The organism is Candidatus Limnocylindria bacterium (assembly GCA_036523395.1).
Classification (GTDB): Bacteria; Chloroflexota; Limnocylindria; order P2-11E; family P2-11E; genus CF-39.
On the sequence record DATDEH010000010.1, the window covers coordinates 13,312 to 25,462 of the forward strand.

General features: G+C 67.2%; 15 protein-coding genes. 8 read left to right on the forward strand and 7 right to left on the reverse strand.

From position 1 onward, the window contains the following. Positions 1–3 precede the first annotated feature (3 nt). From VI056_01320 to VI056_01330, 3 genes are all read left to right on the forward strand, one after another. A complete protein-coding gene (locus VI056_01320) occupies positions 4–957 on the forward strand; it encodes an N-acetylmuramoyl-L-alanine amidase (protein ID HEY6201658.1) in 954 nt (317 codons plus the stop codon). Positions 958–1,284: 327 nt separating this feature from the next. Next, complete coding sequence (locus tag VI056_01325; protein HEY6201659.1) at positions 1,285–2,070, forward strand: RIO1 family regulatory kinase/ATPase; 786 nt, start codon at positions 1,285–1,287, stop codon at positions 2,068–2,070. Positions 2,071–2,081: 11 nt separating this feature from the next. Then, entirely contained in the window at positions 2,082–3,095 is a 1,014-nt protein-coding gene (locus tag VI056_01330) for a chromosome partitioning protein ParB (protein HEY6201660.1), read from the forward strand. A gap of 15 nt (positions 3,096–3,110) precedes the next feature. Here VI056_01330 and VI056_01335 read toward each other — a convergent pair whose 3' ends face one another. From VI056_01335 to VI056_01350, 4 genes are all read right to left on the reverse strand, one after another. Then, on the reverse strand, positions 3,111–3,470 hold the full coding sequence (locus VI056_01335) for a response regulator (GenBank protein HEY6201661.1): 360 nt from the start codon (positions 3,468–3,470) through the stop codon (positions 3,111–3,113). 99 nt (positions 3,471–3,569) lie between these two features. Beyond that, complete coding sequence (locus tag VI056_01340) at positions 3,570–5,381, reverse strand: ATP-binding protein (GenBank protein HEY6201662.1); 1,812 nt, start codon at positions 5,379–5,381, stop codon at positions 3,570–3,572. A 63-nt stretch (positions 5,382–5,444) separates the two neighbouring features. After that, positions 5,445–5,957: a chromate transporter gene (locus VI056_01345; protein ID HEY6201663.1), complete on the reverse strand. Its 513-nt coding sequence runs from the start codon at positions 5,955–5,957 to the stop codon at positions 5,445–5,447. A 3-nt stretch (positions 5,958–5,960) separates the two neighbouring features. Then, on the reverse strand, positions 5,961–6,524 hold the full coding sequence (locus tag VI056_01350) for a chromate transporter (protein HEY6201664.1): 564 nt from the start codon (positions 6,522–6,524) through the stop codon (positions 5,961–5,963). A 79-nt stretch (positions 6,525–6,603) separates the two neighbouring features. On the opposite strand from VI056_01350, the gene VI056_01355 reads away from it, so the two are divergent. Continuing rightward, positions 6,604–6,879, forward strand: coding sequence for a hypothetical protein (locus tag VI056_01355; GenBank protein ID HEY6201665.1), 276 nt, complete (start codon positions 6,604–6,606; stop codon positions 6,877–6,879). A 14-nt stretch (positions 6,880–6,893) separates the two neighbouring features. On the opposite strand, the gene VI056_01360 is transcribed toward VI056_01355, so the two are convergent. Then, positions 6,894–7,778 (reverse strand): radical SAM protein, encoded by an 885-nt coding sequence (locus tag VI056_01360; GenBank protein HEY6201666.1) that lies wholly within the window; start codon positions 7,776–7,778, stop codon positions 6,894–6,896. 48 nt (positions 7,779–7,826) lie between these two features. Between VI056_01360 and VI056_01365 the strand changes: the two genes are divergently transcribed. The 4 genes from VI056_01365 (at position 7,827) to VI056_01380 (ending at position 10,794) form a co-directional block, all read left to right on the forward strand. Further along, a complete protein-coding gene (locus VI056_01365) occupies positions 7,827–8,510 on the forward strand; it encodes a DNA polymerase ligase N-terminal domain-containing protein (protein ID HEY6201667.1) in 684 nt (227 codons plus the stop codon). Further along, positions 8,507–9,433 carry a non-homologous end-joining DNA ligase gene (gene ligD / locus VI056_01370; GenBank protein HEY6201668.1) on the forward strand — a complete coding sequence of 309 codons (927 nt, stop codon included), beginning with the start codon at positions 8,507–8,509 and terminating at the stop codon, positions 9,431–9,433. Before VI056_01365 ends, ligD (VI056_01370) begins: the two co-directional genes overlap by 4 nt. Continuing rightward, positions 9,415–10,305 (forward strand): non-homologous end-joining DNA ligase, encoded by an 891-nt coding sequence (gene ligD / locus VI056_01375; protein ID HEY6201669.1) that lies wholly within the window; start codon positions 9,415–9,417, stop codon positions 10,303–10,305. Before ligD (VI056_01370) ends, ligD (VI056_01375) begins: the two co-directional genes overlap by 19 nt. An 84-nt stretch (positions 10,306–10,389) precedes the next feature. Next, complete coding sequence (locus VI056_01380) at positions 10,390–10,794, forward strand: low affinity iron permease family protein (protein HEY6201670.1); 405 nt, start codon at positions 10,390–10,392, stop codon at positions 10,792–10,794. A gap of 44 nt (positions 10,795–10,838) precedes the next feature. Here the strand turns inward: VI056_01380 and VI056_01385 are convergent, their stop codons facing one another. Both VI056_01385 and VI056_01390 read right to left on the reverse strand, forming a co-directional pair. Next, complete coding sequence (locus VI056_01385) at positions 10,839–11,099, reverse strand: hypothetical protein (protein ID HEY6201671.1); 261 nt, start codon at positions 11,097–11,099, stop codon at positions 10,839–10,841. A 137-nt stretch (positions 11,100–11,236) separates the two neighbouring features. Then, entirely contained in the window at positions 11,237–12,121 is an 885-nt protein-coding gene (locus VI056_01390; GenBank protein HEY6201672.1) for a diacylglycerol kinase family protein, read from the reverse strand. Positions 12,122–12,151 lie beyond the last annotated feature (30 nt).

Here is a 12,151-nt window from a genome sequence, read left to right on the forward strand (position 1 = left end):
AACATGCGCCGACTGTTCGTCCTCGCCGTTGCAGGTCTCGCGGTCGTCGCGGCGACGGTCGTTGGATGCGGCGTGCTGTCTCCCGGCACCGTCCCCGGGATACCGGGTGGGCTTGGGGCGCAGCCCGCGGGTGGCGTTGCGGTCAAAGCGGGCGCACCGCTTCCAATGCTGCAAGACATCGATCCCGAGGATCTCGATCCGGCTCGGGACGTACCCGGCGTTCCCCCCGTCGCGTTGGCACCACCCGGCGGGGCGATCGTTCAGGGGAACGGCGTTCGCATCCCGAAGCCCGTGATGCCGAATGGACCGCGGCGCATCGGGATCCAGGTCGGCCACTGGATGACCGAACTGGTCCCGGCCGAGCTTGGAACGCGCATCACGTTCCAGACCGGAACGAGCTGGGCCGGCGTCGACGAGGTCGACGTGAACATGGACATCGCAGAGCGCACCAAGGCGCAGCTCACCGCGCGCGGATATCTGGTCGACATCCTCCCGACGACGGTTCCGCCGGGCTACCTCGCCGACGTCTTCCTTGCGTTACACGCGGACGGTGACGGGACAGGAGCGAACAGCGGATTCAAGCTTGCGCATGGATCCCGGCGTGGACCGTATGAGGACAAGCTCGTCTCCCTGCTGCGCGACGAATACGCGAAGGTGACGGGGCTCGATTACGACTCAGAGCACATCACCAGAAACATGTCCGCTTACTTTGCTTTCAACTGGGGCCGCTATCAGCACGCTGCCGCAGCCCACACACCCGCTGCGATCCTGGAGATGGGCTATCTATCAAACGGTCACGACCGTGACGTGATGGTGAATCACGCCGATGGCGTAGCCACCGCGATCGTCAACGGCATCCAGCGTTTCCTCGACGAGGTCCCGCGCTCGAAGATCTTCGGCGAAGACCTCATCGTTCCGCCGCAGCGTGGCTTCCCGAGTCCGTCCCCTCGAACTTAGGGAGCGCGGCCGCACGCTCCGCTTGCAGCAAGGCCCGGAACTCCTCTTCGGTCCTGCGGTGCTTTCTGCGGTCGCAGTGCCTGCACACAGGAAGAATGTTGCTGATTTCGTTTGACTTCGCGCTCCTCTAGGCAGGAGCGATGCCAGCGCGTACGATTCCCCGGCGCCCGTCGGGGCGACGAAACCAAGGGAGGCCGGACATGAGCGTTCGCACCGTACGCGCCCACTGCGCCGGCTCCCTCACCGCGGTGCTCGCCGCCTAGGGGCGCCTCGCAGATCCGCGCGTGCGGCGCTTTCTCTCATGGCCTGTTCCTCCGCGGAGGACGCATGCCGTCACGCGACCTGTTTCCCAGCGACTGGCTCGTCACCGGGGCATACCGGGATACGCGCCTGGGCGTCATCAAGACCGGCAAAGAGAGCGAGGTCCATCTCGTCGCTCGCACGGGGAGCGACCGGACGACCCTGCTCGCCGAAAAGCGGTTCAAGGCGCGCGAGCGCCGGTCCTTTCAGAACAATTACGTGTACCGCGGCGTTTGGGGTGAGGGGACCTTCCGCGAGAACCGAGCGATGAAGAAGAACACGCGGTTCGGCCACGAGGCGGCCCACGCGCGCTGGATCGGACAGGAGTGGGACAGTCTCGTGCTCTTCCACGGCGCCGGAATCACGGTCCCGCCGCCGGTCGAGCGGGTCGACGACGGCTACCTCATGGCGTTCGTCGGCGACGGCGAGCGCGCGGCCCCGCGTCTGTCGGAGGTCGACCTCGCGCCGGCGGTCGCCCAGCGCGTCTGGAACGAGTTACTCGACGAGCTCTCGCTGCTCGTCTCGGTCGACCGCGTCCACGGCGACCTCTCCGCGTTCAACGTGCTGTGGTGGCGCGAGCGTGCGGTGCTCATCGACTTCTCGCAGACGGTCGAGATCGTCACGCATCCCGCAGCGCACGATCTGCTCACGCGCGACATCGCGTCACTCGGGCGGTATTTCGAGCGGCGCGGCGTCGTGGTCGACATGGATCGGGTCCTCCGGCGTATCGGGGCGGACGTCCATCGCTTCACGCGGCAGCTCGGCGACGTCAACGTCGCCGGCCGAAGAGCGCCGCACCGCTGGCGCGACTAAAGTGAGGCCCAATGCCAGCGAAGAAGGCGACGGCCAAGAAGTCCACCGTCAAGACCACGCGAAAGACCACGCGCAAACGCAGGGGTCCGGCCGAGGCGCGCGGTCCCGAGCCGACGCAGAGCCCGATCGCGACCGACGACGCCGAGATCGGCGAGCTCGTCGCGCACATCCGGTCGTCGCGCGGCGCCGTCATCGGCGCGTATCGGGATCCGTACGGTGGCACGCCACTCGTGTTCGCGACACTGCCCGTCGGCGCCGTGGAGGCGACGGCGTTCCAGCGCGATCTCTCGCGCACCCACGCGGAGCGGCTGGCAACGGCGATCGGCGACACGGGCGCCTTCCTCGATCCGGTCATCGCGATCCCCGCGAAGGACGGATTCCTCTCACCCAACGGGCGCCACCGTATCGCCGCGGCGCGAGCGCTCGGTCAGCGCTCGATCACCGTGCTCGCGACGGGGGACCAGGCACTCGCGTATCGGATCCTCGCGATGAACACCGAGAAGGCGCACAACCTGCGCGACCGCAGTCTCGAGGTGATCCGCATGGCGCGTTCGCTCGCGAAAGAGCAGCCGCGCTCCAAGGAGAAGGACCACGCGACGTCGTTCGAGTCCCCGGCGTTCCTCACACTGGGCTGCGCGTATGAGAAGCGCGACCGATTCTCGGGCTCGTCATACAACTCGATGCTGCGACGGGTCGAGCTGTTCCTCGATCAAACGGTGCCCGCGGCGCTGCGCCAGCGCGAGCAATGGGCCGTGCGTCTCCTCGATATCGACGACCGAGTGAGCGCGCATGTTAAGGAGCTGCAGGAGATGGGGATGAAGAGCCCATACCTGCGCGCGGTGGTGGTCGCACGCTGCAATCCGGTCCGGTGGATCCCGTCGAAGAAGGGTGCCGGCCCACCGATGTCGGTCGCGGAAGCGCTCACTCGCATGACGAAGAGCGTGCGCGCCTTCGAGCCGAAGAAGATCCGTCCGCAGGATCTGGCGATCGCCGCTGCTGTTGGCGGTGGGGACGAAGGCTCCTAGGCGCGAGCGGAGCGTCTAGTTCGCGCTTTCCCCGGGTCCGCGAAACCGCCCCACGGCGGCGAGCAGCTCATCCAGGCCAAAGGGCTTCGCGAGATAACCCTCGGCGCCGACCTCATCGGCCCATCGCCTCGCGCTCTCGGCCGCCGTCATCACGACGATCGGCACGTTGATGCCCTGGGCGTGGAGCGCGCGCGCGACTGCCCATCCGTCCATCACCGGCATGCGCATGTCGAGGAGGATCACCGCAGGCTGTTTGCGAGCGACCGACTCGAGCGCCTCTTGGCCGCTCGTCACGCTGACGACGTCGTAGCCCTCGCCCGAAAGGATGGCGCTCACCGTGTCCAGGATGGAGGCGTCGTCGTCAACGACGAGCACGGTGTCACTTTGTCCGTCGCCTCGCGCATGTGGTCGTACCGCGCTGGATGGCCGCGCAGCCTTGCCTTCTGGGGCACCTGCGGTCCACTGGATCACCACCTAGTCAAGTCTCCTTCCATCAGCGATCGGCAACGCGACGTGGAACGTCGAACCCTTGCCGACCTCGCTTTCCACCCATATCCGGCCACCATGTTCCTCGACGATCCCGCGACAGATGAACAGACCCAGCCCCATGCCGTGGAAGCGCCGGTCATCGACATTCGACGCGCGCGAGAAACGCTCGAAGATCCGCGGAAGGTCCGCGGCCGGGATCCCGATCCCAGAGTCCTCGACCGTGATGCGCGCCTCTCCGTCCTCCTGCCAGACCTTGATCTTGATCGGTTTGCGCTCCGGACTGTACTTCTTCGCGTTCTCGATGAGGTTCTGGAAGAGCTGCTCGACGCGACGACGGTCGTAGTCTCCGACGACCGGACCGCCCGCCTCGACCCGACAGATGCTCGGGTCGAGCGAGTCGTGCGAACAGATGTCTTGTGCGAGCGTCGCGAGATCGACAGGCTCGCGTTCGCCCACGAGGCGTCCCTGCTCGAGGCGCGCCGCGTCGAGCAGGTCGCCGACGAGCCCCGCGAGTCGCTTGCTCTCGCGCACGACCCGTCGGATGCCCGCGAGGTCCGCGGGGACGGACGGTTCCCGCATCGCGCGGCGCTCGAGGAACTCGGCTTGGGCCACGACGGTCGTCAGCGGGGTCTTGAGATCGTGCGCCGCGGCCGAGAGGAAGTCCTCTTTGAGCCGCGTCGCCTCCTCACGCGCACGCACGCGTGTCGCGTGATCGATGAGCGCACGGCTCTCGAGCATGACCGCCGCTTGGTCGGCGAGCAGGCCCGCGAGCTCGATGTCGCTGAGCGCGAAGATAGGCGGGCGCTGAGCACTGAGGGTGAGGACACCAAGACGACGCTCACCCGCAGTGATCGGGGCCGCAAGGACCGCACCGACGTGACGCGAGCGATAGTCCACCGCACCATCTGGGTTGTCGCGGATCGGATTCGTGCTGAAGATCGGACGCTGCAGCTCGAATGCGCGCCCAGTGAAATGTTTGCCCGGCTCGACGTCGACGGTCGTCCCGTCGTCTTCCCAGAAGCGCAGCTTCGAGGTGGCTTCCTCCCACAATCCGATGCGCGCCGACGTGCCGGTGCTGTTCGAGGCGCCGCGCTCGAGCTCGCGCACGATGTCGAGCGTCGTGGGCAGCCGCGGCAGGCTGGCGGCGCGAGCAAGGAACGAACGGAGCTCCGGCTCCTGCCACGCTCTGCGGAGAATCGGCGGCGGCGCGAAACCGAGGTAGTACGCGACCGCCGAGCCAAGGCCGAGCAGCTGCGCGAGCGCCTGGAACACAGCGCGATCATCCGATGGCGTCAGCGGCGTCAGCCCTGCGATAAGGAGGTCGGTGCCCAGGAGGATGGAGCCGACCGATATCGCCTCCATCCGTCGCCGCGTGACCCCCTTGGCTCGGCGCGCCGCTCGGATGAACGCGATCGCGCAGTAGAAGGACACGACGAAGAAGTACCCGACGATGTAGAGCGTCACGGAGGTCGGCAGCGTCGCGACAGCCGTCGTCTGCGTCGCAACGGTCGCGTAGGTCGCGACAATGCCCGCCACGAACCCGAGTTCCGCCGCGCGCATGACGGGAGCGCGTACCTGCGTGAAGTCGTCGACGAGCCGGAGCAGGACGTACGGCATGGCGATGAGTACCGCTACCTCGAGCGCTATCAGCCACGGCGTTGCCGTCGTTCCGGTCAGCGTTGCGATACGCGACGCCAGGATGACGAACGCGAGCGCACCGAAGAAGAGCGTCATGTCGATGTGTGCGCGCGTGGGGTGCCGTAGCGCGCGCAGCGCGACGCTGATGAAGATCAGCACGTAGATGACCTGCGTGACCGCAGAGATGAGGTCGAGCGCGTTCAGGCCGGTGATTCTAGGAACTCAGCGAGCGAGCAATAGACCGAGCAGAGCACCGCCGATGACCACAACGGCTGGATGCAGACGGCCTTGATACGTGAATACCGCGGCCGCGATCCCAATGACCACCTGCCACCATGACGGCACGTCGCCGGGCACGATCAGCGAGAACCCTGTCGCGCATAGCAGACCCGCAGTCGCAAGCGCCGCGCCACGCACGAGACCGGCGAACGGCACCGATAACAGCCAACGCCGCGCGACCGCGGTCGCTGGAAGGATCACGAGCGGAGGGAGGCTCGATGCGACAAGCGCCATCGCTGCCCCGAGAAGCCCGGCCATCTGGTAACCGAGACTCACGATCCACAGCCCATTCGGTCCGGTCGAAAGGCGGCCGATCGCGAGCGCCTCCACCAGCTGGCTGTCCGTCACGACCCCGGTCGCGACGAGATCCTGCCGCAGCAGTGGCAGCGATCCAAGACCACCGAGGGCGAGTGCGGAGTCTTTAAGGAGTACGGCAAAGAGTGTGAGCGGATCCACGTCCTATTCGACCGCACCTTCGGGCGACGTCGGGCGCTCGCGCCCAAGGAACAGCGCGCCGCAGAGTGCCGCGGCGGCAATGACGGCGATGCTGGAGACCGTCGTGAGGAGCAGCACGGCGAACGCAGCGACGACCACCGCGATATCGACGACCGTCCGAAGGCCATGTCGACGCGCGTCGCGGACGAGAACGATCGCAAGCCCGAGCGTCATGCCGCCGGTGGCCGGCGCCATGCCCTGAAGCGCCGATCGTGCGAGTGGCTGATCCGCGATCAATCCGTACGCCGCGGTCATCGCCACCGTGATGACCGCGGCGGGGACCATCATCCCCGAGACGGCGACGATCACACCTCGCCAGCCAGCGATCCGCTGACCGAGCAGACCGGCGAGCGCCACGAGGTGGATGCCGGGGCTCAGCTGACAGAGCGCCCAGGCTTCGGTGAACTCTCGCCCACCGATGCGCCCCTCGCGCTCGACCAGAAAACGGCGAAGAAGGAAGAGCGTACTGGTCCCACCGCCCACGGACTGCGTGCCGACCGCGATGAAGATCCTCGCGAGCTCACGCATCGCCGCCTAGGCTATGTGGGCGGCCGGCGAGGTGCGCCACCGCTAGCAGGCTGGCACGCGCTGTGCTTCTTCCTGAGCTATGGACTGGTCGCTCGTCGATACCGAACGCCTCGCGAAGCTCGCGTGCATGAGTTGCCAGCACGGCCTCGCCGGTGGCGTCATGCGTCAGGTCGAGTGGACGACCCGTCGCTGCATTGTCGTGGTCGCGTGCCCGACTTGCAGCGCGGAGTCGATGGTGGTCCTTGAAACGAGCGGCCTGCGGCGCGCGGCGCCACCCATCGATGTCGATGACGTGCTTCGCGCGCACGTTGCGCTCGCGCACGTAGACCGGGTGAGTGACCTCTTCACGTCCTAGACCGCGCACCGGAGCTAGATCGCGAGGCGCAGCTGCGACGGCGCGACGGGCTCGGGCTTTCGGAACGGACGCTCTTCGAATTGGTATCGCAAGCGCACGCGACGCGCGCGCTCCTCGACCACATCGGTGTAGCTGCGCGCGGGGTTGACCCGCTCCGCGAACTGCGCCTCGGTCGCCGGGACGAGGGCGGGGGAGTGCTCCGAGAGGAACGCGAAGTAGTGTGGCTTCACCGCCGGATCGAGCTTCAGCGGACGCGTCGAGAAGAATGTCGCACCGCTCCTCGCCGCCGCGGCTGCCACCGCGTCGAGCGACTCCTCAGAATCGCTGAGGCCTGGCAGGATCGGCGCGGCGAGGACACCCGCGTCGATCCCGGCGGAGACCAGGCGTCGTACCGCCTCGAGTCGCGCTTTCGGCGGAGACGCGTGCGGTTCCGAGATCCGCGCGATCTCCTCAGAAACCGTGCCGACGCTGACGCAGACCTTGACGTCGAGTCGTGACAGCAGATCGACATCGCGGACCACCATCGAGCCCTTCGTGATCACGACAAGCGGCAGGGGCGACGCGACGAGCGCTTCGAGCGTTCGCCGAGTGATGCGGTAGCGGCCCTCGCACTGCTGATAGGGATCTGTGGCGGTCCCGAGTGCGACGGTCTCGCGCTTGCGCAACCGACGCAGCTCTTGCGTGAGCAGCTCGGAGAAGTTGATCTTCACGTCGATCTCGCGGTCGAAGCCGGCGCCGGTGTCGCGGCCGCGACGCGCGTGGTAGTCGCGCGCGTAGCAATAGACGCAGGCCCGCTCACACCCCATGTAAGGGTTGAGGCTCCACGCGAAAGGCATTCCCTGAACGCGCGTCAGCGCGCTCTTCACCGTGACCTCTCGATACAGGACGCCGCTCCCCATGGTCGTGGCGATGATAGAACATGCGTTCTAACAACAGAAAGGCTCAGATTGGGGACCACCCGCGCCTCAAGGAGACGAACGATCGCGCCCACGAAGAAGCCCGCGGCACGCGCCGGACTGGCCGAGTACAAGCGCAAGCGTGACTTCTCGCGCACGCCCGAGCCCGCGCCGCGCCCTGCGCGCTCGGCGACCCGTCGCAGCTTCGTCATCCAGAAGCATCGCGCGACGGCCCTCCACTACGACTTCAGGCTCGAGATCGGCGACGCGATGCCGTCGTGGGCAGTGCCAAAGGGTCCTTCGCTCGATCCAAGCCAGAAACGACTCGCGATGCAGGTCGAGGATCACCCGCTCGAGTACGCGGGCTTCGAAGGCGTCATCCCCGCGGGCGAGTACGGCGGCGGCACGGTGATGATCTGGGACGAGGGGACGTACGAGATGCTCGACGACGTCGATCCCGCCGTCGCGCTCAAGAAGGGCGAACTGCGATTCACGCTGAACGGCCGCAAGCTCAAGGGACGCTGGACCCTCGTTCGCACCGGGCCGCGGAAGTGGCTGCTGATCAAAGGGCGCGACGCGGAGGCGGACACGACCGACGTCACGGTCGCACAGCCGCGCTCGGTACGAACGAATCGCCTCCTTGCCGAGATCGCTCGCGATGAGGGAGGCGACGTCGATAAGGCGGCGACCGGCGACCCCGCCGTGAGTAAGACGTCCGGATCCGCGAAGCGTTGAGGGCACCGATCGCGCCGATGCTCGCCTCGCTCTCGAAGGAGGTGGTGAGCGGCCCGGACTGGGTCTACGAGGAGAAGTACGACGGGATCCGGGCCGTCGCGTACCGCGATGGCGATCGCGTGCGTCTTCTGTCGCGCACCGGTCAGGACCTGACCGCGGGTTTCCCGGCGATCGTCGACGCCATTCGCGATCTGCCGGATCCTGACACTGTGCTCGACGGCGAGCTCGTCGTCTTCGATCCGAGCGGCGTCTCGCGGTTCCAGCTGCTTCAGCGTCGCGGCATCGAGCGTGGCACGCGGACGGTCTACGCGGTCTTCGACTGCCTCCGTTCAGAAGGACACGATCTCCTCCGCCGGCCGCTTGATGAGCGACGCGCGCGACTCCTCAAGCTGATCCCGCGACGGTCGGGCGCGCTCATGCCGTCGCGGCGGCTGCCGCGTGACGGCGAGCGAGCGCTGGCGACCGCGCGCGAGAAAGGGTGGGAGGGCGTGATCGCGAAGATCGCGTCGTCGCCCTACGAGCCGGGGGTGCGCTCGCGGGCGTGGCTCAAGATCAAGGTGCGCGGTGAATCGGAGTTCGTCATCGGCGGATACACGCCGCCGCAGGGATCGCGCACGGAGTTCGGCGCGCTGCTCGTCGGCCTCTATGACGGCGGCAGGCTGCGCTACACCGGGAAGGTGGGGACCGGGTACACGCAGGACACGCTTCGCGACCTCGGGGCGAAGCTCATGGATCTGCGGACAGACGCGCCAGCGTTCGAGCCGACACCGCGCGTCTCCGGTGCGATCTGGGTGAAGCCGCGACTCGTCGCGCAGCTCGCATACGCGGAGTGGACGGCCGACGGAAGGCTGCGGCAGCCGGCGTTCCTGGGACTCCGCACCGACAAGAAACCAGAGGAGTGCACGTGGGCACGACGCGAGTGAACGACGGCGAGACGATCGGCGGGGTGGTGATCTCGAACGTCAACAAGGTGTGGTGGCCCGATGAGGGCATCACCAAGGGCGACATCGCGCGTTTCTACCACGCGATCTCGCCCCTGCTGCTTCCATGGATGCAGGGTCGCCCCCTCACGGCGGAACGCTGCCCCGACGGGATGCTCGGTGGCTGCTTTTACCGGAAGAACTTCCCCGAGGGCAACATCCCTGTCGGTGCGCCGCGGCTCCGGCTGCGTGCCGAGAGCACCGGCAAGGACGTGAACTACGTTGTCGGAGGCAACCTCGAGGCGCTCCTCGGCCTCGTCAGGGTGGGATGTATCGCCATGCACATCATGAACTCGCGCGTCGGCTCGATGCGTGATGCGGATTGGCTCGCGTTCGACCTCGATCCCAGCAGTGGCGAGTTCGCCGACACCATCCGCCCGGGCAGGGCATTGAAGGCGATCCTCGATGAGCATGGCCTGGTGTCGTTCCCGAAGACGTCGGGCAGCCGAGGGCTGCACGTGTTCGTACCGCTCCGCGCGGGGCATTCACAGGAGAACGTGACGGCCTTCGCGGTCCGCGTAGGCGAAGAGCTCGCGCGCCGCGAGCCTGAGCTCGTCACGATGGAGTTCAGCAAGAAGGCGCGGGGCACGCGCGTGTACGCCGATCCCTTCCGCAACGCGTACCTGCAGACCATCGTCACGCCGTATTCGGTGCGGCGTCGCCCGGGCGCCACGGTCTCGATGCCACTCGCGTGGGACGAAGTCACGGCGCGGCTCGATCCGCGCCGCTTCGCCATCCGAACGCTCGAGAAGCACATGGCGCGCGACGATCCCTGGGCCGACTTCAAGAAGAAGGCGCAGCGGCTGCCCAGCTAGCGAGCGAGTGGCACGGCGTATGCCCCTCACCGAGGTATGGACAACCGAGAACGTAGCGATCATCGCGTCGCCGTCGGACAGAAATTGCCACAGCGCGGCTTCAGCCACTGGTTCTCGCGCGTCGCGTCAAAGATCGCAGCGTTCACGGGTCGGCCGCGGGCGTTCCTGACCGCGATGCTGGTGATCGTGGTGTGGGCCATCACCGGACCCATCTTTGGCTTCTCAGACACCTGGCAGCTCGTGATAAACACCGGGACGACCGTCGTGACCTTCCTCATGGTCTTCCTTATCCAGAACACGCAGAACCGCGATGCGCGCGCGATCCACCTCAAGCTCGACGAGCTTCTGCGCGCTGTTCCAGGCGCGCGCAAGGAATTCATGGAGGCTGAGGAAGAGGATCTCGACGAGATCGAGCGCGAGAAGGCGATCGTGGACGAGGACGACCCCGCGCCGCCGGAAGGCCGCGCGCACGGTCACGCCATTCGCTAGCGCCAGGGCGGCAGCGGCAGGGCCCAGCCGCGGATGATGACCGCTCAGCGTGCGAGCTGTGAGTGGTCGGCGCTCCCGATCGGGTGCGGGACGAAGCGAGCGTCATCGCGCTCGTCGATGTGGTCTCTGATCAGCTGCTCGAGGAACACACCGCCTGTCGGGATCCAGTGATGGTCGGCGTCGGATGCGAACCCATCGCAGTAGCCGAAGGTGCCGTGATGCATGACGATCCCACCGACCCCGTCACGTGACCTTGTTGCGAGGTGAGTGGCGTTGCAGCACTCGAAGTGAATCACCGTCGACATGACGCGCCTCCCCACTGACGACGCCTGCGACACCGTGGTGTCGTTCCCCTGAGCTCAGGATACGAACGCATCACGACAGTTCAAGAGGAAAGTGAGGCGCTCGCGTGTGTACCGCGCGACCAAGCGAGCAGACCCGGCTAGGCGAACACCGAAAGCGCCGCCCTTCGGCACACGAACTCCGCGGGCAGGCCGCCCGCGAGGACCCCATCCGCGTGCACGGCGACGGGGTCGTCCGAGGCGATCGCGATGCGCGTTCCCCGGTACTGAACGGGCCGTACGGGGAGCTTGCCGCCGCGCCACACGGCGAAGAGCGATGCCATGAGCGCCCAACGACCGATGCGCGGGAAGACCGCGACATCGAGCAGGCCGTCGGTCATCGAGACTCGCGGCAAGAGCTCGAGCGACCAGCCGTAGTAGGGACTGTTCATCACGAACACCTGCAGCGCGCGCTGGCGGTCCTCGCGTCCGTCGACGGTGATCGCGACCCGATACGAGCGATGGGTCACCCAACGCACCGCGCGCCGGAGAGCTCTCCGCCAGTTGCCCCGCTCCGCGTGGCGCGCCGCGCCGAACATCTCCGCGTCGAGACCGATCCCGGCCGTCTCGAAGAAGACCTTTCCGTTGACCTCGGCGGCGTCCGCGCGTTTCACGCGGCGCCGAGTGATCACTTCGGCCGCTCTGACGGGCTCGAGCGGGATCCCCAGACCACGCGCGATGTTCATCACGCTGCCGAACGGGAGGATCCCAAGCACGACGGGACTGTCGAGGAGCGCCGCGGCCGCCGGCGCGACCGTTCCGTCCCCTCCGGCGACGATGCATACCGGGAAGCCTTGGTCGATCGCGCGCCGCGCGAGATCGGCCGAGCTCGGCGACTCCGCGCCCGTCCTCACGACCTCTAACTCGAAGCCCGCATCACGCAGAATATCCTGGCAGCGCTCGAGATCACCTTCCTCCGCGTGGCGCCCGCCCGCGGCCGGATTGGTGATCAACATTGCGCGCGACCGCAAGGTTCGTTCAGGCACTCTTCACGTGCTACGGTGGGGTTGGCACGC